Raw genomic sequence first — 23,933 nt, 5'->3', positions numbered from 1 at the left:
AGGATCTTGCGTAGATATAAGTAATAATGAAGAGATATTAGCCATAACGATTAATTTATTTACAAATAGCCACGGGATTTATCATCAAGCACAAAAAAGCCCACATAAAGTGGGCTTTTAAAAACCAGATAGGCTTACTTTTTACGTAATTGCTGAATAATGCGTAGCTGAGCAATTGCTTCAGCTAGTTGCATTGCTGCTTGATTGTAATCAAGTTCAGCAGATGCGCCTTTTGCCATTTGGGCTTCAGCGTCACGCTTAGCTTGCTCTGCAGCTTTTTCGTCTAGGTCTTCACCACGAACAGCTGTATCAGCAAGTACGGTCACTATGTTCGGTTGAACTTCTAGTGTACCGCCAGCAATATAGATGAGTTCTTCTTCACCAAATTGCTTAACTAAACGTACCATACCAGGTTTAAGGGCAGTTAGTAGTGGGGCGTGACCGGCGTTAACACCTAACTCACCTTCACTACCAGATACTTGAATAGATTCTACTAAACCAGAAAATAATTTCTCTTCAGCACTTACTACATCAAGATGTACAGTCATAGCTGCCATACTACCCTCCTAATTACATGCTTTTGGCTTTTTCTTGAGCTTCTTCGATAGAGCCAACCATGTAGAACGCTTGCTCTGGCATATCATCAAACTCACCGTTTAAGATACCTTTGAAGCCTGCAATTGTGTCTTTAAGTGAAACGTATTTACCTGGCGCACCTGTAAATACCTCTGCCACGAAGAATGGCTGAGATAGGAAACGCTGGATTTTACGTGCACGAGATACAAGTTGCTTATCTTCGTCAGAAAGCTCGTCCATACCTAGAATCGCGATGATGTCTTTAAGCTCTTTGTAACGCTGAAGAACTGTTTGAACGCCGCGCGCTATACCGTAGTGCTCTTCACCGATTACTTGTGGATCAAGCTGACGTGAAGATGAATCAAGAGGGTCTACCGCTGGGTAGATACCTAGTGATGCGATATCACGTGAAAGTACCACTGTTGCATCTAAGTGAGCAAACGTTGTTGCTGGAGATGGATCCGTTAAATCATCCGCAGGTACATATACCGCTTGGATTGAAGTAATTGAACCTGTCTTAGTAGATGCGATACGCTCTTGAAGTACACCCATTTCTTCAGCAAGTGTAGGCTGGTAACCTACCGCTGATGGCATACGACCAAGAAGTGCTGATACTTCTGTACCCGCAAGTGTGTAACGGTAGATGTTATCTACGAAGAAAAGTACGTCGCGACCTTCGTCACGGAACTTCTCAGCCATAGTAAGACCTGTTAACGCTACGCGTAAACGGTTACCCGGTGGCTCGTTCATCTGACCGTATACAAGCGATACTTTATCAAGTACGTTTGAATCGTTCATCTCATGGTAGAAATCGTTACCCTCACGAGTACGCTCACCAACACCTGCGAATACTGAGTAGCCGCTGTGCTCGATTGCGATGTTACGGATAAGTTCCATCATGTTTACGGTTTTACCAACACCGGCACCACCGAATAAACCAACTTTACCACCTTTAGCGAATGGACATACAAGGTCGATTACCTTGATACCCGTTTCTAAAAGTTCAACTGAGCTTGATTGCTCTTCGTAAGTAGGTGCTGCACGGTGGATAGACATACGCTCGTCTTCACCGATTGGACCTGCTTCATCAATTGGCTCACCAAGTACGTTCATGATACGACCTAGGGTCTTAGTACCAACTGGAACTTGAATTGCTTCGCCTGTGTTTGCTACTGCAGCACCACGACGTAAACCGTCTGTAGTACCTAGTGCGATAGTACGTACCACACCGCCACCTAGCTGCTGTTGAACTTCTAAAGTCAAACCAGCTAAATCGCCATCTGTTACTTTTAGCGCGTCATATACGGCTGGCACGCTGTCTTGTGGAAATTCGATATCCACAACGGCGCCGATAATTTGGACGACCTTACCTAAACTCATGTCTATTCCTCTCGTTAATCTTTGCCTGAAGCATTAAACTGCTGCTGAACCAGAACAAATCTCACTAATTTCTTGTGTGATTGCTGCTTGGCGAGCTTTGTTATATACAAGCTGTAACTCATCCATAAGGTCACCGGCATTATCAGTTGCAGCTTTCATTGCAACCATGCGGGCAGCCTGTTCAGAGGCAGCGTTTTCAACTACACCTTGGTATACTTGAGACTCAATGAAACGTACTAACAAAGACTCTAAAATAGCCTCTGGGTTTGGTTCATATAAGTAATCCCACGCATGTGTAGATACTTCTTCTTCAGCTTTTGGCAAAGGGAGTAACTGATCTACTATTGGCTCTTGCTTCATGGTATTAACAAAATTGTTATATACCAGGAATAAACGGTCAATTTTACCTTCAGAGAATGCATCTAGCATTATTTTTACTGGACCAATTACGTCCTGTACTGAAGGCTTATCTCCAAGACCTGCTTTTTTAGCAAGTACTTGACCACCAAAACGTTGAAAGAAGCCAGCTGCTTTACTACCTAAAGTAGCAAAATCAGCATCTACGCCTTTTTCTTTCCACGCTTTAATCTCTAATGCGACTTTTTTAAACTCGTTTGAGTTTAAACCGCCACACAGACCACGGTCAGTAGAGATAACAATATAACCAACTCGTTTTACTTCACGTTCTTCTAAGAACGGGTGAGTAAAATCAAGATTTGCTTGAGCAACACGACCAATCACTTTACGTAATTTTTCAGCGTATGGACGGCTTGAAGCCACTCGTTCTTGCGCCTTTTTCATTTTAGACGCAGCAACCATTTCCATTGCGCTAGTGATCTTTTGAGTATTTTTAATACTGCCGATCTTGCTTTTAATCTCTTTTCCGCTGGCCATGACTCTCTCTCCGAATCAAGGTGTGCTTTAAGATATAAAGCACACCATTAATAACTAAATTACCAAGTTTGCGTAGACTTGAACTTCTCTAGAAGTTCTTTAAGCTGCGCTTCGATCTCGGCGTTGTAGTTACCAGTTTCATTGATTTGAGCCATAAGCTCTGCGTATGTGCTATTTGCGTAAGAAAGTAAAGCCGCTTCGAAATCCATAATTTTAGCGATTTCGATGTCTTTTAAGTAACCTTTCTCAGCTGCGAATAACGACAAAGACATTTCAGCAACAGACATTGGCGCGTACTGTTTCTGCTTCATTAGCTCTGTTACACGCTCACCATGCTCAAGTTGAGCACGAGTAGCATCATCAAGGTCAGACGCGAACTGCGAGAACGCAGCTAATTCACGGTACTGAGCTAGGGCTAGACGGATACCGCCACCTAGTTTCTTAACGATTTTAGTTTGTGCAGCACCACCAACACGCGATACCGAGATACCAGCATTTACTGCCGGACGGATACCTGAGTTGAATAAGTCAGTTTCTAAGAAGATCTGACCATCGGTGATAGAGATAACGTTTGTCGGTACGAACGCAGAAACGTCGCCGCCTTGAGTTTCAATGATAGGCAATGCCGTCAATGAACCTGTTTTACCTTTCACTTCACCGTTAGTGAATTTTTCAACGTAATCAGTGTTTACACGTGATGCACGCTCTAAAAGACGCGAGTGAAGGTAGAATACGTCACCTGGGTATGCTTCACGGCCTGGTGGACGCTTAAGTAGCAATGAGATTTGACGGTAAGCAACAGCTTGCTTAGATAAATCATCATATACGATTAATGCGTTTTCACCACGGTCACGGAAGTATTCACCCATAGTACAGCCCGAGAACGGTGCTAAGTACTGAAGTGCCGCAGATTCAGAAGCAGATGCTACAACTACGATAGTATTTGCAAGTGCACCGTGCTCTTCTAATTTACGTACTACGTTAGCAATAGTAGATGCTTTTTGACCAACCGCTACGTACACACACTTAACGCCTGTGTCTTTTTGGTTGATGATTGCATCGATTGCTAGTGCAGTTTTACCTGTTTGGCGGTCACCGATAACAAGCTCACGTTGACCACGACCAACTGGAATCATTGCATCGATAGATTTGTAACCAGTTTGCACTGGCTCATCTACTGATTGACGCTCGATTACACCTGGTGCAATTTTTTCTACAGGTTCAAAACCGTCGTTATCTAAAGCGCCTTTACCATCGATAGGAGCACCTAGTGTGTTAACAACACGACCAAGTAGACCCGCACCAACAGGCACTTCTAAGATACGACCAGTTGTGTATACTTTTACGCCTTCTGTAAGGTCAGCGTAAGGACCCATTACTACTGCACCAATTGAGTCGCGCTCAAGGTTTAGTGCGATAGCATAACGGTTGCCAGGAAGCTCAATCATCTCACCTTGCATACAGTCAGCTAGACCGTGGATGCGAATGATACCGTCAGTAACAGATACAATTGTACCTTCGTTACGAGCTTCACTTACAACTTCGAACTTCTCAATACGTTGTTTGATCAGATCTGAAATTTCAGTGGAATTAAGTTGCATGCTCTTTTTCCCAATTACGATTGTAGTGTTGTGGCTAAGCGATTTAATTTACCGCGTAAAGAGCCGTCAATTACAGTGTCGCCTGCCTTGATAATAAGACCGCCAACAACTGTAGCGTCTTCACTACAATTCAGCTTAACTTTGCGTGCGAAACGTTTTTCAAGTGCCGCTACCAATGATTCTTGCTGCGCTGCAGCAAGAGGCGTTGCCGAAATCACGTCAATATCGATTTCTTTGTCATAGTCTGCTTTTAAAGCAGAAAATAAATGAGCAACTTCAGGTAGTGCAATCAAACGTCCATTTTCAGCCATCACCTTAACTAGGTTCTGACCTTGTTCGTTGAGCTGCTCACCACATAAGTTAATAAATAACTCAGCTTGTGCAGTAGCAGTAGGCAATCCAGCTAAAATGGTTGATGCCTGTTCATTGCTGGCAACGTGGCCAGCAAAGAACAACATGTCATTCCAACTTTCAATGGTGCCTTTTTCAACGGCAAGTTCAAAAGCCGCTTTAGCGTATGGGCGAGCGATAGTAGTCAATTCAGACATGCTCATACCCTCCTAATTACAGCTCAGCGACAAGTTTTTCAACGATGTCACTATGTGCGGCTTGATTGATTTCGCGCTCTAAAATTCTTTCTGCGCCAACCACAGCCAGAGTTGCTACTTTCTTACGTAGCTCTTCTGTCACACGGTTACGCTCTGATTCAATTTCAGAGTGCCCTTGAGCAATAATTTTTTCACGCTCTTGCTGACCACGAACAGTTTCTTCGTCAACAATTAGCACGGCACGCTTTTTAGCTTGTTCAATGATATCAGCCGCTTGAGCCTTTGCATCTTTAAGCTGTTCTGCAGCTTTGTGTTGCGCAAGTTCTAAGTCTTTTTCGGCTCTATCAGAGGCAGCTAAACCATCTTCGATTTTCTTCTGGCGAGCTTCAATTGCACCGTTTAGTGGTGGCCATACGTATTTCATACAAAATAATACGAACACCGTAAACGCAATTAATTCACCGATAAGAGTGGCGTTTAAGTTCACAACCGCTCCTCCTTAAATAGTAAGCTGTTCAAAAAATAAAATTAAAGTACGAACAACAATACCATCGCGATACCAACACCAATCATTGCTACAGCATCGATTAGACCAGCAAGGATAAACATTTTAACTTGTAGCGATGGTGCAAGCTCAGGTTGACGCGCACATGCTTCAAGGAATTTACCGCCCATGTTACCAAAACCGATTGCTGTACCGATTGCACCGAAGCCGATAAGTAAAGCTACTGCGATGTACTTAAGACCTAATACTAGTTCCATTTTTTTCTCCAAAGTTTCAATTGTAATTAAAAGTAAAAATTAAAAGTTATAAATTAGTGATTATCCGAACTTGCCATGCTTAGGTATACGATTGTAAGCATCATGAATACGAATGCTTGCAATACAATTACCAAGATATGGAATACAGCCCATACAAAGTGCAACGGTAGTTGCATTAAACCTATTGCACCGATAAGGATGAAGATTAACTCACCTGCATATAAGTTACCGAACAAACGCAGTGCCAGTGAAAACGGCTTAGAAACCAATGCGATAAGCTCTAGTAATAGGTTAAATGGGATTAAAAGAATCTGCATAGCTGTATTGTTTGAACTAAACGGATGAAGTGTTAGTTCTTTAATAAAACCGCCGATACCCTTTATTTTTATTGAGTAACCAATCATTAGAATGAACACGCCCAGCGCAAGTGCTGCTGTCATGTTGATATCTGTAGTTGGTACAATTTTCATGTATACGTCGTGTGAATCCATACCAAACGCAGTTTCGCCAACAAATCCGGCAAATGCTGGTAGGAAGTCAACGGGGATTAAATCCATTAAGTTCATTAAGAATATCCACACGAATATTGTTAATGCTAATGGTGCAATTAGCTTACTTTTACCGTGGAAAGTATCGCGTACGTTGTCGCCAACGAACTCAACAACCATTTCAATGAAACACTGAAATTTCCCAGGTACACCCAGAGTTGATTTTTTTGCGGCACTACGGAAGATCCATAAAAATATTAGACCTAGTCCGATAGACCATGCGAGGGTATCTACATGCCATGTCCAGAAGCCACTATCCGTACATGCTTTATTGAAGGCAAGACCAGCGTCGGTCGAGCACATCTTAGCATTGGTTAAGTGGTGCTGAATATGGCTAGATAGAGTAACTTCTTCTGCAGCCATGTTATATCCCAAAAGTTAATGTTTAAAAAAAACGGGTGTAAACAATCCTGTAAACAACACCAACACATAAGCACAAAAGAAAGGTAATAAAACTACCGGATAAAGCTTTAGCATTAGTGCAAACAAAACGATTGTTAGCATAAATTTTAATCCGTTGCCGCGTTTCAACGAGGCATACGCTTGATTTGCTCGACTTGCACCCATATATCTGAATGCATAAAGCGCAAATACAAAGTTAGGAAGTACTGCGACAGCGCCACCAGCTAATGCTGAAAGTGCGGCATTGGTTTCCCAACCTATAAAAATTATTAGTGCAGCTAAAAGGGCTACAAATCCCTGAAGGCAAATTAATTTTAATGCGGCAAGCCTATACGGGCCTGCTAACTTATTAGTCACTTTTAATTAACCTTTATGACGCTCTAATTGTCAGGGTATGAAAACTGGCGAAATTATACTTAATCCTGCCAGTTTTGCAACTTGAGTAGGTGCTTTGTAACACAAAATCGCTGTAAATGTCCCTTTTTAGACATCCAATGAATTAATGGTGGGAATAGTCTTGATTGATACGGTTTAAAATACCGTCTAACTCGTCAAGATTAGTGTAAGAAATAACCAACTTCCCTTTGCCTTTTTTGTTGTAATTTATTTCTACTTTTGCCCCTAGGTTATCAGCAAGTTGTTGCTCTAACTGTTTAACATCTGGGTCTTTTTCTATTACTTCTTTTGCTGGAGCAGGCTCTAAAATAGAGCGCACTAGCTTTTCAGTTTCGCGAACGGTCAATGCTTTCGCAACAGCTAAACGGGCTGCATCTGATTGCACTTCACCTTCAAGTGCTAATAAGCAACGAGCGTGACCCATTTCAATGTCACCATGCTCTAACAATATCTTTACATCGTTATTAAGATTATTTAAGCGTAATAAGTTAGTCACGGTCGTACGCGATTTACCAACTGCATCCGCCACTTGTTGATGCGTTAACTCAAACTCATTAAGCAAGCGATTAAGCGCTATCGCTTCTTCCATGGCGTTTAAGTCTTCACGCTGAATATTTTCAATTAAGGCAATGGCAACGGCCGCTTCATCGGGTACATCTTTAATAATACACGGTACAAACTCAAGCTTGGCAATTTGAGCAGCGCGCCAACGACGTTCACCGGCAATAATTTCATAACTGTTATGCGCAACTGGGCGCACAACAATCGGTTGAATTATCCCTTGTGAACGAATTGAACTGGCGAGTTCTTCAAGTGCCTCTTCAGACATGTCTTTACGAGGTTGGTATTTCCCTGAGTGTAAAAACTCGATGGGTAGTTTTTGTAATTCACTGTTGCTAGGCTGTGCCGCATTTTCAACTGCGTTTGTTACATTGGCGCTGTCGTGTTCCTTGCTTTCGCTTGGTGCAGGTTTAGATGAACTTAAAAGTGCATCGAGTCCTCGGCCTAAACCTCGTTTTTTAGCAGACATGTTATTTTTTTACCTCAAAGTTAGGCGACAACGGGAGTTGTTTTTTCTTTTCTGCGTAGCATTTCACCCGCGAGAGCTAAATACGCTTTCGCACCACTTGATGCTCGATCGTAGTACATTGCCGGTGCGCCAAAACTTGGGGCTTCTGCAAGTCGAACATTACGTGGGATCACCGTACGGTATACTTTATCGCCAAAATGTTGTTTTAATTGTTCTGATACATCATTTGCTAATCGATTACGCGGATCGTACATAGTACGAAGTATGCCTTCAATCTGTAAGTTAGGATTAACTAACTTAGCAAGTTGCGTAATCGTATCCATTAATGCAGTTAATCCTTCCAATGCATAATATTCACATTGCATAGGTACTAAAATAGAATCGGCAGCGGCCATGGCATTAACGGTTAACATATTTAAAGAAGGTGGGCAGTCTATAAAAATAAACTCGTACTGATCCTGAATTTTTTCAAGTGCATTGCGTAAGCGTACTTCGCGAGCAAATAATTCCATCAATTTAACTTCTGCAGCGGTCACATCGCCGTTTGCAGCAATCATATGATACTCGCCTGAGGTTTCTTTAATAATCACCTCATCAATAGGCTTATCTTCTATGAGTAAATCATAGATAGTAGGGACGTCACCATATTTGTCGACGCCACTGCCCATGGTCGCATTGCCTTGCGGATCGAGATCTATTAACAGCACTTTACGTTTCGTTGCAGCCATAGATGCAGCGAGATTAACGGCAGTGGTCGTTTTACCTACTCCGCCTTTTTGATTTGCTAATGCGATGACTTTTGCCACAGTGTCTCTGATCCCTAGTCTTTAGAAAGAATTATTAAATGTCGTTGTGCATCTAAATCGGGTACTTCTAATGCAATTTTTTGCTCAAACTTAACACCAGCAGGGAGTGAGTCTAATTCCTCACTTGGAAATACCCCTTTAAGTGCAATGAACTTACCTGAATGATCGATTAAGTGCGAACACCAGTCAATCATATCTTGTAACGATGCAAATGCACGACTTAGTACGCCATCTAATTTAACACTTGGTTGATATTCTTCAACTCTTGACTGCACAGGGGTCACATTATCAAGGCCAAGCTCATGTTTAACATGCATTAAAAAACGTACACGTTTACCTAAACTATCTAATAATACAAACTGCGTATCGGGTAAGGCAATAGCTAACACTATGCCCGGTAAACCAGGACCTGTGCCAACATCAATATAATGATGACCGGTCAAGTGAGGCGCAACAACTAAGCTATCCATTATATGTTTAACCATCATTTCTTGAGGTAAACGTACTGAGGTTAAATTATAGGCTTTATTCCACTTATCGAGTAATTCGACATAGCGAACAAGCTGTTGCTGTTGTTTTTGTGTTAGCGCAATATCAGTTTGCGCTAACAAAGTTGTTAATTGTTGCTGTAACACAATGTACCTTTACCGTTACGCAGTTTTGCGCAACAAGCCTTGCTTCTTCAGATACACTAATAATAGCGAAATCGCCGCTGGGGTGATACCAGAAATACGCGAAGCTTGACCAATAGTGTCTGGACGAGCATCAATTAGCTTAGCAACAACTTCATTTGATAAACCAGAGACGGTTTTATAATCAAACTCTTTTGGTAAAATTGTTTCTTCATGACGAAGCTGCTTATTGATCTCATCTTGCTGGCGTGCAATGTAACCTGCGTACTTAGTATGAATTTCAACCTGCTCTAAGGCGGCCTTATTGGTAAACTCAGATCCGAGTCCTTCAATGGCCATCAAGTCGTTATAACGCACTTCAGGTCGGCGTAATAATTCTTCTAAGCTGGCTTCACGCACAAGTGGCGTTTTTAGTAATTCATTTACTTGATCAACAACCGCATGATCTTTATGGATCCAGGTATCTTTAATACGCTGTTTCTCTTTAGCGATCACTTCCATTTTTTCGTTGAATGCTTGCCAACGTTCATCGTTAACTAAACCTAATTCACGGCCTTTTTCAGTTAAACGTATATCAGCGTTGTCTTCACGTAGTAACAAACGGTATTCAGCACGGCTAGTAAACATGCGGTACGGTTCTTTTGTACCCAGTGTTGCTAGGTCGTCAATTAGTACGCCAACATAGGCTTCATCACGACGTGGCGTCCACGACTCTTTGCCTTGCACTTGTAATGCCGCGTTCATACCTGCGATCAGACCTTGTGCGCCCGCTTCTTCGTAACCGGTCGTACCATTAATCTGACCAGCAAAAAATAAACCATCAATAAATTTAGTTTCTAATGATTGTTTTAAGTCGCGCGGATCAAAAAAGTCATATTCAATAGCGTAGCCAGGACGACAAATATGTGCATTTTCAAATCCGGTGATCGATTGCACAATTTCTAACTGCACATCGAACGGTAAGCTGGTTGAAATACCGTTAGGATATAACTCGTATGACGTTAAGCCTTCTGGCTCTACAAATATCTGGTGCTTATCTTTATCAGCAAAACGGACAATTTTATCTTCAATAGACGGACAGTAACGTGGGCCTATTCCTTCGATAACACCTGAGTACATAGGTGAGCGATGTAAGTTTTTGCGAATAACATCATGTGTTTTTTCATTGGTGTAAGTGATGTAACACGGAATTTGTTGTGGGTGATCACTTTGTTTACCCATAAATGAGAATACCGGTGTTGGTGCATCACCTGGTTGTTCTTGCATTTTAGAAAAATCAACAGTGCGTGCATCAATACGTGGTGGTGTGCCTGTTTTTAAACGATCCACTCTAAATGGAAGTTCGCGTAAACGATTAGCCAATGCAATTGAAGGTGGATCGCCTGCACGGCCACCTTTAAAGTTTTCAAGACCGATATGAATTTGGCCACCTAAGAATGTGCCTACGGTTAGTACTACACTAGGAGCACTGAAACGCAGACCCATTTGGGTAACGACACCTGTTACACGGTTGTTTTCAACGATAAGATCATCACATGATTGTTGAAAAATCTTTAAGTTTTCTTGGTTTTGAAGTGTGTTCTGAATAGCCGCTTTGTACAAAGCACGATCCGCTTGAGCACGAGTAGCTCGTACAGCAGGGCCTTTAGAAGAATTAAGCGTACGGAATTGGATCCCGCCTTTGTCAATAGCCTGAGCCATTGCGCCACCAAGGGCATCAATTTCTTTAACTAAGTGGCCTTTGCCAATGCCACCAATCGCTGGGTTACAAGACATTTGACCAAGGGTATCCATATTGTGAGTCAGCAGCAGGGTATTCATCCCCATACGGGCAGCTGCCAATGCGGCTTCAGTGCCAGCATGTCCACCACCTACTACGATAACGTCAAAATTTTCGTGAAAAATCATTAATGGGATCCTACTTAAATCAAACCAGTAAACTTCAAAAGGGAGCGTATTCTACCTAGAAATTAGCAGAAGATAAATGATTAAACAGTGCTCAAGATCTAAGTAAGTGATCTCTAATAATATAAAGGATCTTTTAAAGAGATCTTTTAATACTATTACTACTACTGATCAGCTTTTCTGTTGATAAGCTTTAGATCATGATTAAAAACATATAATTAGATCGGATCTAAAGGTGTTAATATGATCGGATCTTCAGGCAAATAAGCTCTGATCAAAACAGGCTGTTATGCACAGGCCGATCAAGTCTCGATCTTATCCCATGGATAAGCATGGTTAAAAAAGCAGTTTAATCAGTGTTTATCCACAAAATCTTTTAAATTATTAGTAAATTGTGGGTAACTTTATTTATAACTTTTTACTTGATCTTTCTATTTTAGACCTGTTTTTGCTATCCACGAGTCTAACCAAGCTAAGGCCGTATCTTCTGGAAGTGCTTCATCAAGAATATTCAGTTCTAACCGCGGTGCTAACTGTATCGCGCCTTTTTGGCTTAAAAGCGTATCTATATTACGCCCTGCAAGGTTATACGTGTCATAACTGGTATCACCTAAAGCAATGACCGTGTACTTTAAGTGCGATAAATCATCAACTTGAGATAACTCATCAACAAAGTTAATAAGGTTTTCTGGGTAATCACCCGCACCATAGGTTGATGTACAAATTAACCAAATGGTATTTTGCTGATCTATTTCACTAAATTCAGGTTGATCATGTAGTTGGGTATTAATACCTTGGCTATTAAGCGCATCGCTTAGTTGCTCGGCAACGTATTCTGCGGATCCCATTTGACTACCAACGATAAGATTTACTGAACTCATGAATATTTGTGATCACTATTAGTTTTAATTGCCGCCTATGATAGCCCAGTGAGTATAACAGTAAAGTTAAGAGTGCCATTTTGTATAACTATTTTTGTACTTATTTAAGCCTTCACTTAAATGTACTGCTTAACTACCTGATAATTAAAGGTTTAACAAAATATCTTTAAATGTAATCTTCTGATCAAGTTGTTGATAAGGTTGGGGAAAGCTCTGCTTAACTATCAATTAAAGTTGCAATTTTATTGCTAACTCATTGATTTTATATTTAGTATTTGCCACCAGCGATTGAAAATAAACGTATAGATGCTTGTTGATCTTAATGTGGATATAAAGCTTGTTGATAACCTTAAATTGGGATCGAAAATAATTTTAAAAAATGATCTATTTAGTCAGATCAGGCTAAATAACCATTATTATTTTTTATAAACAGCCCTTTTTTAATTAAATACAGCTTATTTCCCCATTTTAAAGACGTTTAATTCCTCGCTGAAGCAAAAAAACACGCAATTGTGGATAACTGATCTGCAAAAAAAATAAATTTGAGTGATCTAAAGTGAATATTTAACTGAATTTTGCTGGTGATGTAGACGAACAAAACGTATTTTTTAGCTACGTTTTGTTTTTATGACTTGATCATTCCCCCTATTCAAACATGGATAACCAATGCTATAGCTTCACTTTTAGAGTGTTTAATAGGCATAACTACGGCTATTTTTTCTATAAATTAAGGCTTTCTAGCCGCTATTTGCTGTGATTATTAGCGTTGTTACATCTTTTATGTACATTATTAAAGGCAATTGAGGCTGATATAAGTGCAGCTTAAACTGTATTTGTAGTCTGTTTGGTTTTTAAAGTGGATTATTAAAGCACAGCTTGGTGAGTTGTTATTGTAAGATTAGGCATTAAAAAGGGCGCCTAAGCACCCTTAATAAATTATATCGTTACTTATTAATTCGACTATTTGCCGATACAGAACGAGCTAAATATTTTGCCAAGTAGATCATCTGAGGTAAATTCACCAGTTATTTCGTTAAGATACTGCTGCGTTAAACGCAGTTCTTCAGCCAAAATTTCACCGGCCACATGCATTTCTAATTGTGTTTTACCGGTATCTAAGTGGTAGGCTGCATGCTCAAGGGCATCTAAGTGACGACGACGCGCCATAAATCCACCCTCTGTGGCCCCATCAAAACCAATACAGGCTTTTAAGTGCTCACGCACTAGTTCTATGCCGTCAGCATTTTTAGCACTTAAACTGATGACCGGATATTGTTGCTCTTGATCCATACCGACTACATCACCTGATAAATCGGCTTTGTTTCTGATCACGGTCACGCCCATACCTTGGGGTAACTTAGCCATAAATTCTGGCCAAATAGCATGAGGGTCGGTATCGGCTGTATCTGTACCATCAAGCATAAATAACACGCGATCGGCTTGGTTTATTTCATCCCATGCACGCTCAATACCTATTTGTTCAACGCGATCTGGGCTTTCACGCAGGCCTGCGGTGTCGATTATATGTAGTGGCATACCATCTATATGTATGTGCTCACGAAGTACATCGCGGGTGGTGCCGGCTATTTCTGTTACGATTGCCGCTTCTCGTCCTGCTAATGCATTAAGTAAGCTTGATTTACCTGCATTAGGACGACCTGCAATAACGACACGCATACCTTCGCGCATTATGCTGCCTTGTTTGGCTTGATTAGTAACCGCATTGAGTTGCTCAATAATGGCATTCAAATCCCCGCCGACTTTTCCGTCTGATAAAAAATCGATTTCTTCGTCAGGAAAATCAATAGCTGCTTCCACATACATACGTAAGTGAATGACTTTTTCTACTAGGGTTTCTATGTGCTTAGAGAATTGTCCTTGAAGTGACTGTAGGGCGCTTTTAGCCGCTTGCTCACTGGTTGCATTAATTAAATCTGCAATAGCTTCAGCTTGAGTTAAATCAAGCTTGTCGTTCATGAACGCACGCTCAGAGAATTCACCAGGCTTTGCTAAACGTACACCGTCTATTTTACTTATTTCTTTAAGTAGCATATCAAGGACAACAGGGCCACCATGGCCTTGAAGTTCGAGTACGTCTTCACCGGTAAATGAGTGTGGGCCGGCAAAGTAAATTGCAATACCTTGGTCAAGCTGATCCCCTGCAAGGTTATTAAAAGGCACGTAGTCAGCAAAGCGAACTTTAGGTATTTTGCCTACTATTTTCTCAGCGACTTGCTTTGCTAGGCTGCCTGAAACACGAATAATACCAACCCCACCACGTCCTGGTGCGGTTGCTTGTGCTGCGATAGTGTCTTGATTAATCATGCGTTTGAAATTGCCAATATGAAAGTGAATGCTGGTTTGTATTGTAACCTATGGCTTTATTTCATGCGAATAGCTGTATGTAAAAATGCGTCAGCAGATACATTTTAAGCATTTCATTATTTAGTTTTAATTAATAATCAGTTATTGAAAATGATAACTATATTCATTAGCATATGCGTATTATTTTTCTACGTACTGAAACTTTATGCGCTATTCTCCAGTTTTATTGGCTGTTCTAGTCAGTTTTTCAGGTTCTTCACTAGCTGAAAATCAAAATATTGAAAATGAAATAGAAACTATTGATGTTGTTGGCCGTGCTTTTTCTTTATACAGACCAACAGAATCCAGTTTTGGGACTCGCACAAATACCCCAATTGAGAAAATCCCGCAGTCCATTCAAATTCTTCCCCAAGCGTTAATTAACGATCAGGCTGCACGTCAAATTACCGATTTATATAGCAATATTGCAGGGGTTAACGCATTTAGTTATTCCGGGGTGACGTTTCGTGGTTTTCGCCAAGATGAGATCTTATACGATGGTGTAAAAGGCGACCCATTTAATGGTTTTGCTGTCCCACAGTTATTTAATATTGAACAAGTTGCCGTATTAAAAGGCCCTGCGGGCGCTATTTATGGTAGCGGAAACCCTGGCGGCATTATTAATTATGTAACTAAAAAGCCAAAGTTTACCGATGAGCACAGCATTGAAGTTGAAGTAGGCAATGATGACTTTTTCAGTGGGGCAATACAAAGTACTGGTACGCTAAGTGAATCGCTCGATAACCATGCTTACCGTGTTGGTTTATATCGTGATTCAGAAAATCCCTTTCGTACTAATACCAGTAGCGATAACACCATTGTTGATCTTGGTTATACTTGGTTAATTAATAGTGCGACAGAGCTGACTACGCAATACACTTTTATTGAGCAAGAGTTAGGTGGTGCACGTTTACGCGGTGTACCCGCTGATGATAATGGCCAATTTATTACAGATATTAGCTGGAATCATAATGAAGCGACTGACTTTCAAAATGTTGAAGCTCATGTTTATCAAGCTACTTTAAAGCACGATATTAATGATATTTGGCGAACGGATATTACGGCTCGTTATTTCGATAATAAAGAAGTGCAAAACTATCATGAACCGAAAGGACTCGATGATACAGATGGCGATGGTGTGCTTGATTGGAGTGATCGAGAGTTTCGTGATCAAGTTCGTGAGAATGAAGGTTTTAGTTTAACGGCTAATGCGGTTGCGGAGTTTGTATTGGCTGATATGCAACATCAAGTATTACTGGGTAGTGATTGGTATGAGCATAGCTTTGAAAGTGTTTATCGTACGGCAAAGCAACAGAGTCAAGGTGGGCCTGTACCCGGGCTTGATCTTTACAACCCTGAGTATGGTCTTACAGCGGCTGATGATTATAATTTAGATAGCATTACACCACGGTTAGGTCGAACGAATAGCACTCGTTTTGGTGCTTATGTTCAAGATCAGCTCGATATTACCACTAATTGGAGTATCACCGCAGGGTTAAGATATGATCGCTTTGAAGATAAAGACGAGTTAAATCAAACTGAGTTTTCAGATAGTGATGTGACTTATCGTGTGGGTACAACTTACAACATTAACGATACTTTCTACCCCTATGCTTTATACGGTACGGGCTTTGTTCCACAAAGTGCAAGTGATCAAGAAACGGCTAAGGGTGGGCCATTTTCTCCAGAAACAAGCCGTATCAATGAAGTTGGTTTAAAAAGTAAACTGCTTGATGATAGCTTGGCAGTTAATTTGTCCGCTTACAATATTGTTCGTGAAAATATCCTCCAAGCAAGCTTATTAGGTGATGTGGCTGGCGATGGTGTTGACGATCTGGTGGCTGTAGGTGAAGTAGAAAGTAAAGGATTTGAAATTGAAGTGGTTGGTGATATTACCGAGCGCTGGGTTGTGACTGCTAACTATGCCTATAATGATACCCGTATCACTAAAGCGAATGAAAGCATTCGTAATCAAATCCCTGATAGTGATAAGTTTGCTAATGCCCCACAAAATACAGTGGGCATTTGGACACGCTACGAGCTTCCTCGCTTATCTTCCTCTATTTCTGCCGGTTTAGACTATGTTGACGAACAGCTAAGCTTAGGTGGTCAACAAGTTAAGCCTTACACTATTTATAATATGGCATGGCAAACCACAGTAGATAATTGGCAGTGGCAATTGTCGGTTAAAAATTTGTTTGATAAAGAATATGCTAGTAGTGGCTTTATTGAACGTACAGGGCACTTCCCAGGTGAACCTCGCCGTATTTATCTTAGTGCTAAATACAGCTTTTAAAGGTGGCGTGTGAACGCTAAACAATGGTTTAATCTGCATTCATGGGCAGGGCTCTTTGTTGGTGTCCTGCTTTTTGTTGTTTGTTTATCTGGTACACTTGCGACGTTAAGTCATGAAATTGAATACCTGACAGACAGTAAGTATCGTGCGTTAACGTCCTCTTCAATCACCAACTATCAAGCCATTGAAAATACCCTCAACAAGCATTATTCAGGTGCACAAGTGTTGTATCTTCAGCGCCATAAGCAAGAGTACTTTGCTTTGGAAGTTGCACTAAAAATAGATGACGCATTTCGGTTTATTTATTTAGATGCAGCCACAGGGCATGTGTTAGGTGAGGGTGAATGGGCACGTGCTTCACGGTTTTTACGTAACTGGCACATGTATTTATCCATGGGCTGGATAGGTAAGCTAATTGTTACAAGCTTAAGTATTTTATTGGTTATTCTGCTGGTTTCGAGTTTTTATGTGTATCGTCGCTGGTGGCAGGGCTTTTTTAAAAAGCCTGCCCAGCTGGTTTTAGATAAACGTAATGGCTGGTCTGATTGGCATAAGTTTCTTGGGTTATGGAGTATGTGGTTTATGGCTATCATAGCCATAACAGGTCTGTGGTACCTTATTGAACATGGTTTGCAAACAGCGAAAATAAAGCATTATATTGCACCACCAGTCGCTGTTAGTGAATTTAAAAAACAAACACCCACTGTTAATGCAAAACCAATAAGCTTAACTCAGGCTTATAACGCTGCTCAGCAGGCATTTCCGACGCTTGATATTCGCTATATACGTTATGGTAATAAAAAGAATCAACCTATTGAAGTACGTGGTTATAACGATGATATTTTACTTCGCTTACGCGCTAATCGCGTGTATTTAAAGCCAACGACAGGCACAGTATTAGCAGTACAAAAAGGAGAGGATTTACCGCTTATTCCTCGTATTAAAGATACTGCCGATCCTTTGCATTTTGGTAACTTTGCAGGCCTCGGCACTAAACTTATTTGGGCGCTATTCGGCAGTTTTATGAGTTTTGTTAGTGCTGTTGGCATATATATGAGTTGGCTCAGAGTGAGGCGTAAAAAAACTGTTTTTGAGTGGTTAGGCATATCAGGTTACGTGGCGATAGGTTTAGCTATTTTCTCTCTGACAATAACGGGTGTGAACTTTAGTGAGCGCAGTGTACCAAAGTCGCTTTATTCGCCTATTCTTAGTGAGTAAATTTCAGATATTAAAAAAGGCGACCTAGGTCGCCTTTTTTGTAGGTAAGGGGAGTTAGCCCCTTACTTTAATACCTTTCTTTTCCATGCCACGGTAGATGATTAACATCTGGACAATAGAGATAAGGTTAGACACTAACCAGTAAAGTACTAAACCAGATGGGAACCATAAGAAGAACACAGAGAAGATAACCGGCATAAAGGTCATCATTTTTTGCTGCATTGGATCGGTAACCGTCATAGGTTGTAGTTTTTGCGTTATAAACATACTCGCACCAAATAAGATTGGTAATACGTAGTATGGGTCTTTCGCAGAAAGGTCAGTTAGCCAAAGTACAAATTCAGCATGACGTAGTTCTGTTGATTCTAAGAATACATAGAACAAGGCTAAAAAGATTGGCATTTGCAGTAAAATAGGGAAACAGCCACCCATAGGGTTTACTTTTTCTTTACGGTACATTTCCATGGTCGCTTGGCCGAATTTTTGACGATCATCGCCATACTTTTCTTTTAGCGCTTTCATCTTAGGCTGTAATGCACGCATTTTAGCCATTGAGGTGTACTGTGCTTTAGTCAGTGGATACATTAATGTTTTAACGATAATAGTGATAGCAATAATTGCTACACCCCAGTTACCTAAAATGCTGTGTAACCATTTTAATAGTACAAATAACGGCTGAGAGATAAACCATAACCAACCGTAATCAACGGTTAAGTCTAGGTCAGTGTGAATCGCTTCAAGTTTATCTGACTCTTTAGGGCCCATGTAATAAGTTGCAGTAAGTACTTGCTCACTACCAGCTTGAACATTTACCGCTTCGTCTTTAACACCAATAATAGCTGCGTTACTTTTAGTGATTAAACTATAAAGTGTATTCGCTTGATCTTGCATTGGTACCCAAGCACTTACAAAGTAATGCTGAATAAAGGCAACGTAACCACCTTGGGTATTAATGTTTAGGTTTTTATCGGCCATATCTGAAAAACTATACTTTTCGTATGGTTCCTCATCTGTACCGTATGCAGCCCCTAAATAGTTTTGATCAACCATGCTGCCTTTTTCTTGTACGGTACGCTTTATTTGTGTGTAAAGCTGTACTTGTACAGGCGCGCTGGTGGTGTTGTTAACTTTATATTCTAAGCCAACATCATACTGACCCTTTTTGAATACATAAGTCTTAGTAAAGCTTACACCGTTGCTGTCGGTAAATTGCAGTGGAACGCGAAGCTCATCACCTGTTAAGGTGTAAGAGGTTTGCTCTGATTGGTAAGTAGGACGACCATTTGCAGATGCATCTGGGCCATTTAAACCTATTAAACCACTTTGTGAAAAGTATTGTTTACCATCAAACTCACCAAGTAGCATGTAAGGAACATCACTGCCTTTGGTTTCTTTATAATTAATTAAGTCTGTTTCAACAATGTCACCGCCTTTGGTGTCAATTTTAACTTTGAACACGTCAGTTGTAATATCAATGACTGAGCGTTTAGCTAAAGTAGTTGAAGCAGGTAAACCAGAGTCTGATGAAGCTGGAACATAATCATCTGATTCCGGTGAGTTTGCTTTTAGTGTTTGTGTAGTGGCACTAGGATCGGCTTTTGGTGTGTTGTAGTCATTATTCCACTCTTGAAATAATAAAAACGACACTAGCATTAGGCCGATGAATAAAAACGTGCGTTGCGATTCCATAACAGCTCTTATTTCTCGTGTTGGTGGTTAATACGGGTTAATTTTTCAGGTACGGGGTCGTCTCCGCCTGAATGTAAAGGATGGCATTTTAATATGCGTTTAACTGCTAACCAACTCCCTTTTACCGATCCATGCAAATTAATTGCTTGAATAGCGTAACTAGAGCATGTTGGATTAAAACGACAATGCGGACCTAATAGCGGGCTAATCCACTTTTGATAACCGCGGATAAATAAAACTAAACAACGTGTTGGTAACGCAGCAAGTGGTTTAAGTAACCTCATGTTGTACATGCCCCTACGTTATGTTTAGTGAATAGATACCATGTATTTAAAGACTCACTATGAGATTTTAAACGCATGATTAAAAGGTGAGCTAAAGATACCTTAATTAACCCTGTAATTCTATTGCTATTGGGTTTGTTTAGTCGATTTAGCTGATTTGTTTGGGCGTTTTTTAAATGGTGGCGGTTTAGGGGCACCAGGTTTGCAGCGTTCATTAATCTTACGCCACAGCTTTGTAAGTTGTTTGGTTAATTCTTCATTAGACTGTTCATCAATGCCACTTTTTACCATCAACACAATATCTATATTATCGAGAGTATGTTGGTTTAAACGAAAACTTTCGCGAGCAAGACGTTTAATACGGTTTCGTTGACATGCCTTTTTTACACGTTTTTTAGCAACAGTAAGGCCTAACCTAGGTTTTGACTGGTCACTTGGTTTTGCTAATAAAGTAAAGAAAGGAGTTGCAGCCCGAGCGGGTTCATTAAATATGCGAGAGTAATGCGAGGGAGTTAACAGACGTAACTCCCTGCCAAAGCTAAAGTCTTCCACTTATAAATTAAGCAGAAAGAACTTTGCGGCCTTTAGCACGGCGACGAGCTAATACTTTACGGCCATTTACAGTTGCCATACGAGCACGGAAACCGTGTGTACGTTTGCGTTTTAAAACGCTAGGTTGAAAAGTTCTTTTCATAACAATCTCATCCGATCGGTTAAAGTTAAAACATCCTATGCAGGTCGCGATCCTGGCACAGGTGCCATTGCGAGCGCGAGATATTATAGATGAAGTGACGAAAAGTCAATCATAATAGAGCGCGTAAAGCATGTTTATTTGTGATCAATTTTCATGATCCGATAGGATCATCATAAATAAGAAGTTTTCCACAGCCCCTGTATAAAAAGTGAATAAAAGCATGGGAAAAGTAAATTAGATCATAAATTATAGTCGCGATCTGCTGCCAGTTTTGTTATGATCTCTAATCAGGCTTTAAAATAAAAAGCTATTTAAATCAGTCTGTTATTATATTTATACATCGATATCAACAATTTTATAAAAATCAATCTTTTACTTGTGGATAAAGTGCATTCATAATAGTCGGTCTTGGGCTGCTTATTGAGCCATTTAAACGCAATACAGGTGTGATTTTTGAATCATTATTGATGTGCGGGAATAAAAATTATATCTCTGGGAGTTTTACTGTGTATCTGTCGGTTTGGCAAAGTTGTTTATATGTATTGCAAGATGAATTGCCTTCGCAGCAATTTAGTATGTGGGTCAGACCACTTCAAGCAGAAAGTACCGAAGATACCTTGACGATTTATGCGCCTAATCGTTTTGTACTTGATTGGGTAAGAGAAAAATACCTAAATAGAATAAATGAGTTACTGGTTGAAATTTGTGGTGTAGAAGCCCCTGAATTACGCTTTGATGTAGGCAGCAAGCCGCTATTAAATGCACAAGCTGCGCCGGTAGTTGAAACACAATCAGCACCAAGTACGCAAGCAACGGCAAAACAACAACCACGAGAACAAAAACCAGTTGTTGAGCCCGCTCCTAAATCGGGTTATAAATCAAACATTAAAGAAAACTATACCTTTGATAGTTTTGTTGAGGGTAAATCTAACCAATTAGCAAAAGCGGCTGCCACTCAGGTAGCAGATAATCCTGGCTCTGCATTTAATCCTGTTTTTATTTACGGTGGTACGGGCTTAGGTAAAACGCATTTATTACATGCGGTAGGCAACGGTATTATGGCCAATAAGCCAGATGCTAAAATTGTCTACATGCATTCAGAACGCTTTGTGCAAGACATGGTTAAAGCACTGCAAAATAATGCGATTGAAGAATTTAAGCGTTATTACCGCAGTGTTGATGCACTCATGATTGATGACATTCAATTTTTTGCTAATAAAGAACGTTCACAAGAAGAGTTCTTTCATACCTTTAATGCATTATTAGAAGGTAACCAGCAAATTATTTTAACCTCTGACCGTTATCCTAAAGAGATAGAAGGGGTTGAAGATCGCCTTAAATCTCGTTTTGGTTGGGGATTAACTATCGCGATTGAGCCGCCAGAGCTAGAAACACGCGTTGCCATTTTGATGAAAAAAGCCCAGCAAAGTAAAATTAATTTACCGCATGAAGTGGCATTTTTTATCGCTAAAAAATTACGTTCAAACGTACGTGAACTTGAAGGGGCTTTAAACCGTGTAATTGCTAATGCAAACTTTACCGGCCGCCCAATTTCTATCGACTTTGTAAAAGAAGCACTGCGTGATTTACTCGCACTGCAAGATAAGCTAGTCACCATAGACAATATTCAACGTACGGTAGCAGAATACTATAGAATACGTGTGTCTGATTTACTGTCTAAGCGCCGCAGCCGCTCTATAGCAAGGCCGCGCCAAGTTGCCATGGCATTATCTAAAGAACTCACTAATCACAGCTTACCTGAGATTGGGGATGCCTTTGGTGGGCGTGACCATACAACAGTACTGCACGCGTGTCGCAAAGTTAAATCATTACGTGACGAAAGCCACGAGATTAAAGAAGATTACCAAAATTTAATAAGAACATTGTCATCTTAGGGCTGACTTTATTATGCAAATAACAATATCAAGAGAACAATTTTTAAAACCATTGGTGCAAGTATCGGGTGCCATAGAGCGTAAGCATACGTTACCCATTTTATCTAACGTATTACTCGTGGTAGAAAATGGCCAGCTTTCAATGACAGGGACCGACCTTGAAATTGAATTAGTGGCGAGCGTGTTTGTAGGTGATGATGTTGCCGATACCAAGCTCACATTACCGGCTAAAAAATTACTCGATATTTGTAAAAGTTTACCGGATGGTTCTGATCTTACTTTAAGCTTGCAAGACCATCAGCTACTTTTAACCAGTGGTAAAAGTCGTTTTTCATTGACCACATTAGCGGCTGAAGATTTTCCTAATTTAGAGCAGTGGGATGGTGAAGTTGAATTTCAACTAACGCGTTTAGAGTTACGTAAATTACTTGAAAGCACGCACTTTTCAATGGCAAACCAAGATGTGCGTTATTACTTAAACGGCATGTCGTTTGAAGTTGATAACAGCGATATAAAAACAGTCGCCACTGATGGGCACCGTTTAGCGATTGCACAAAAGCAACTAGGTCAGTCATTAAATACACAGCGCCAATTAATTATACCGCGCAAAGGCGTGCAAGAAATTATGCGCCTAATGGTTGCCGACCAAGAGTTAGTGACTATTCAGTTTGGTGCTAACCACATCCGTATTATTGATATTGAGTTTACTTTTACGAGTAAATTAGTTGATGGCCGTTTCCCTGATTACCGTCGTGTTTTACCACGCGGTGGCGATAAAGTTATTACAGCAAACAGAGAATGGTTACGTAATGCATTTCAACGCGTATCGATTTTATCGAACGAAAAATTTCGTGGTGTACGTTTAAATTTATCAAACGGTTTATTAAAAATTACGGCTAACAACCCAGAGCAAGAACAAGCGGAAGAAGTAGTTGAAGTAATGTACGAGGGCGATGACCTAGAAATAGGGTTTAATGTGTCTTACGTGCTTGATGTATTAAATACATTAAAAACTGAAGATGTGTTATTTACACTTGCCGATTCAAATAGCAGTGCACTAATAGAAGGTGCAGGCGATGAAGAAGCGATGTACGTCGTTATGCCTATGCGTTTATAAGATTATAAATACATA

The 23,933-nt window shown here is 40.5% G+C and carries 23 protein-coding genes; 4 read left to right on the top strand and 19 right to left on the bottom strand.

The window, feature by feature from the left end; translation table 11 throughout:
* Positions 1-134: 134 nt before the first annotated feature.
* From BM380_RS17865 to mnmE, 15 genes are all read right to left on the bottom strand, one after another.
* Complete coding sequence (locus tag BM380_RS17865) at positions 135-557, bottom strand: F0F1 ATP synthase subunit epsilon (protein ID WP_008464176.1); 423 nt, start codon at positions 555-557, stop codon at positions 135-137.
* Between the two features lie 13 nt (positions 558-570).
* A complete protein-coding gene (gene atpD, locus BM380_RS17860) occupies positions 571-1,956 on the bottom strand; it encodes a F0F1 ATP synthase subunit beta (RefSeq protein ID WP_008464175.1) in 1,386 nt (461 codons plus the stop codon).
* Positions 1,957-1,989: 33 nt separating this feature from the next.
* Positions 1,990-2,850, bottom strand: coding sequence for a F0F1 ATP synthase subunit gamma (gene atpG / locus BM380_RS17855; protein ID WP_008464174.1), 861 nt, complete (start codon positions 2,848-2,850; stop codon positions 1,990-1,992).
* A 59-nt stretch (positions 2,851-2,909) separates the two neighbouring features.
* Positions 2,910-4,451: a F0F1 ATP synthase subunit alpha gene (gene atpA, locus BM380_RS17850; protein WP_013466263.1), complete on the bottom strand. Its 1,542-nt coding sequence runs from the start codon at positions 4,449-4,451 to the stop codon at positions 2,910-2,912.
* A gap of 14 nt (positions 4,452-4,465) precedes the next feature.
* Entirely contained in the window at positions 4,466-4,999 is a 534-nt protein-coding gene (atpH, locus tag BM380_RS17845; protein WP_016900009.1) for a F0F1 ATP synthase subunit delta, read from the bottom strand.
* A 16-nt stretch (positions 5,000-5,015) separates the two neighbouring features.
* Positions 5,016-5,486, bottom strand: coding sequence for a F0F1 ATP synthase subunit B (atpF, locus tag BM380_RS17840; RefSeq protein ID WP_013466265.1), 471 nt, complete (start codon positions 5,484-5,486; stop codon positions 5,016-5,018).
* A gap of 41 nt (positions 5,487-5,527) precedes the next feature.
* The gene (gene atpE, locus BM380_RS17835) at positions 5,528-5,761 is read right to left on the bottom strand and encodes a F0F1 ATP synthase subunit C (protein WP_004335261.1); all 234 of its coding nucleotides are present in this window, start codon (positions 5,759-5,761) and stop codon (positions 5,528-5,530) included.
* Positions 5,762-5,814: 53 nt separating this feature from the next.
* Positions 5,815-6,672 (bottom strand): F0F1 ATP synthase subunit A, encoded by an 858-nt coding sequence (atpB, locus tag BM380_RS17830; RefSeq protein ID WP_013466266.1) that lies wholly within the window; start codon positions 6,670-6,672, stop codon positions 5,815-5,817.
* Between the two features lie 15 nt (positions 6,673-6,687).
* Positions 6,688-7,068: an ATP synthase subunit I gene (locus tag BM380_RS17825; RefSeq protein WP_013466267.1), complete on the bottom strand. Its 381-nt coding sequence runs from the start codon at positions 7,066-7,068 to the stop codon at positions 6,688-6,690.
* A 142-nt stretch (positions 7,069-7,210) separates the two neighbouring features.
* A complete protein-coding gene (locus BM380_RS17820; protein WP_016900011.1) occupies positions 7,211-8,137 on the bottom strand; it encodes a ParB/RepB/Spo0J family partition protein in 927 nt (308 codons plus the stop codon).
* Between the two features lie 20 nt (positions 8,138-8,157).
* On the bottom strand, positions 8,158-8,943 hold the full coding sequence (locus tag BM380_RS17815; RefSeq protein WP_008112117.1) for a ParA family protein: 786 nt from the start codon (positions 8,941-8,943) through the stop codon (positions 8,158-8,160).
* A gap of 14 nt (positions 8,944-8,957) precedes the next feature.
* Positions 8,958-9,578 carry a 16S rRNA (guanine(527)-N(7))-methyltransferase RsmG gene (rsmG, locus tag BM380_RS17810; protein WP_008464169.1) on the bottom strand — a complete coding sequence of 207 codons (621 nt, stop codon included), beginning with the start codon at positions 9,576-9,578 and terminating at the stop codon, positions 8,958-8,960.
* Positions 9,579-9,593: 15 nt separating this feature from the next.
* Positions 9,594-11,483: a tRNA uridine-5-carboxymethylaminomethyl(34) synthesis enzyme MnmG gene (gene mnmG / locus BM380_RS17805; protein ID WP_090495421.1), complete on the bottom strand. Its 1,890-nt coding sequence runs from the start codon at positions 11,481-11,483 to the stop codon at positions 9,594-9,596.
* A gap of 428 nt (positions 11,484-11,911) precedes the next feature.
* Positions 11,912-12,361 carry a flavodoxin domain-containing protein gene (locus tag BM380_RS17800; protein WP_024601476.1) on the bottom strand — a complete coding sequence of 150 codons (450 nt, stop codon included), beginning with the start codon at positions 12,359-12,361 and terminating at the stop codon, positions 11,912-11,914.
* Positions 12,362-13,321: 960 nt separating this feature from the next.
* Positions 13,322-14,686: a tRNA uridine-5-carboxymethylaminomethyl(34) synthesis GTPase MnmE gene (mnmE, locus tag BM380_RS17795; protein ID WP_013466273.1), complete on the bottom strand. Its 1,365-nt coding sequence runs from the start codon at positions 14,684-14,686 to the stop codon at positions 13,322-13,324.
* A gap of 205 nt (positions 14,687-14,891) precedes the next feature.
* Between mnmE and BM380_RS17790 the strand changes: the two genes are divergently transcribed.
* On the top strand, positions 14,892-17,021 hold the full coding sequence (locus BM380_RS17790; RefSeq protein WP_090495419.1) for a TonB-dependent siderophore receptor: 2,130 nt from the start codon (positions 14,892-14,894) through the stop codon (positions 17,019-17,021).
* A 9-nt stretch (positions 17,022-17,030) separates the two neighbouring features.
* Entirely contained in the window at positions 17,031-18,239 is a 1,209-nt protein-coding gene (locus BM380_RS17785; protein ID WP_090495418.1) for a PepSY-associated TM helix domain-containing protein, read from the top strand.
* 54 nt (positions 18,240-18,293) lie between these two features.
* On the opposite strand, the gene yidC is transcribed toward BM380_RS17785, so the two are convergent.
* From yidC to rpmH, 4 genes are all read right to left on the bottom strand, one after another.
* Entirely contained in the window at positions 18,294-19,928 is a 1,635-nt protein-coding gene (yidC, locus tag BM380_RS17780) for a membrane protein insertase YidC (RefSeq protein WP_016900028.1), read from the bottom strand.
* Between the two features lie 8 nt (positions 19,929-19,936).
* Entirely contained in the window at positions 19,937-20,212 is a 276-nt protein-coding gene (gene yidD, locus BM380_RS17775; RefSeq protein ID WP_024601490.1) for a membrane protein insertion efficiency factor YidD, read from the bottom strand.
* Positions 20,213-20,338: 126 nt separating this feature from the next.
* Positions 20,339-20,764 carry a ribonuclease P protein component gene (gene rnpA, locus BM380_RS17770; protein WP_008467046.1) on the bottom strand — a complete coding sequence of 142 codons (426 nt, stop codon included), beginning with the start codon at positions 20,762-20,764 and terminating at the stop codon, positions 20,339-20,341.
* A gap of 7 nt (positions 20,765-20,771) precedes the next feature.
* Entirely contained in the window at positions 20,772-20,906 is a 135-nt protein-coding gene (gene rpmH, locus BM380_RS17765) for a 50S ribosomal protein L34 (RefSeq protein ID WP_008112968.1), read from the bottom strand.
* Between the two features lie 506 nt (positions 20,907-21,412).
* On the opposite strand from rpmH, the gene dnaA reads away from it, so the two are divergent.
* A complete protein-coding gene (gene dnaA / locus BM380_RS17760; protein ID WP_008467048.1) occupies positions 21,413-22,801 on the top strand; it encodes a chromosomal replication initiator protein DnaA in 1,389 nt (462 codons plus the stop codon).
* 13 nt (positions 22,802-22,814) lie between these two features.
* Positions 22,815-23,918 carry a DNA polymerase III subunit beta gene (gene dnaN, locus BM380_RS17755; RefSeq protein WP_008112965.1) on the top strand — a complete coding sequence of 368 codons (1,104 nt, stop codon included), beginning with the start codon at positions 22,815-22,817 and terminating at the stop codon, positions 23,916-23,918.
* The last annotated feature ends 15 nt before the right edge of the window (positions 23,919-23,933 follow it).

It is taken from the genome of Pseudoalteromonas sp. DSM 26666 (assembly GCF_900116475.1).
Classification (GTDB): Bacteria; Pseudomonadota; Gammaproteobacteria; order Enterobacterales; family Alteromonadaceae; genus Pseudoalteromonas; species Pseudoalteromonas tetraodonis.
This window is presented reverse-complemented; position numbering and strand designations above follow the sequence as displayed.

What these genes read in the sequence shown, in the direction of transcription:
- mnmE (WP_013466273.1), bottom strand. Translation starts at nt 14,686, where the DNA reads ATGATTAATCAAGACACTATCGCAGCACAAGCAACCGCACCAGGACGT.
- atpH (WP_016900009.1), bottom strand. Translation starts at nt 4,999, where the DNA reads ATGTCTGAATTGACTACTATCGCTCGCCCATACGCTAAAGCGGCTTTT.
- atpB (WP_013466266.1), bottom strand. Translation starts at nt 6,672, where the DNA reads ATGGCTGCAGAAGAAGTTACTCTATCTAGCCATATTCAGCACCACTTA.
- yidD (WP_024601490.1), bottom strand. Translation starts at nt 20,212, where the DNA reads ATGAGGTTACTTAAACCACTTGCTGCGTTACCAACACGTTGTTTAGTT.
- BM380_RS17800 (WP_024601476.1), bottom strand. Translation starts at nt 12,361, where the DNA reads ATGAGTTCAGTAAATCTTATCGTTGGTAGTCAAATGGGATCCGCAGAA.
- rpmH (WP_008112968.1), bottom strand. Translation starts at nt 20,906, where the DNA reads ATGAAAAGAACTTTTCAACCTAGCGTTTTAAAACGCAAACGTACACAC.
- BM380_RS17790 (WP_090495419.1), top strand. Translation starts at nt 14,892, where the DNA reads ATGCGCTATTCTCCAGTTTTATTGGCTGTTCTAGTCAGTTTTTCAGGT.
- dnaN (WP_008112965.1), top strand. Translation starts at nt 22,815, where the DNA reads ATGCAAATAACAATATCAAGAGAACAATTTTTAAAACCATTGGTGCAA.
- atpA (WP_013466263.1), bottom strand. Translation starts at nt 4,451, where the DNA reads ATGCAACTTAATTCCACTGAAATTTCAGATCTGATCAAACAACGTATT.
- atpD (WP_008464175.1), bottom strand. Translation starts at nt 1,956, where the DNA reads ATGAGTTTAGGTAAGGTCGTCCAAATTATCGGCGCCGTTGTGGATATC.
- atpG (WP_008464174.1), bottom strand. Translation starts at nt 2,850, where the DNA reads ATGGCCAGCGGAAAAGAGATTAAAAGCAAGATCGGCAGTATTAAAAAT.
- BM380_RS17820 (WP_016900011.1), bottom strand. Translation starts at nt 8,137, where the DNA reads ATGTCTGCTAAAAAACGAGGTTTAGGCCGAGGACTCGATGCACTTTTA.
- mnmG (WP_090495421.1), bottom strand. Translation starts at nt 11,483, where the DNA reads ATGATTTTTCACGAAAATTTTGACGTTATCGTAGTAGGTGGTGGACAT.
- BM380_RS17865 (WP_008464176.1), bottom strand. Translation starts at nt 557, where the DNA reads ATGGCAGCTATGACTGTACATCTTGATGTAGTAAGTGCTGAAGAGAAA.
- atpE (WP_004335261.1), bottom strand. Translation starts at nt 5,761, where the DNA reads ATGGAACTAGTATTAGGTCTTAAGTACATCGCAGTAGCTTTACTTATC.
- yidC (WP_016900028.1), bottom strand. Translation starts at nt 19,928, where the DNA reads ATGGAATCGCAACGCACGTTTTTATTCATCGGCCTAATGCTAGTGTCG.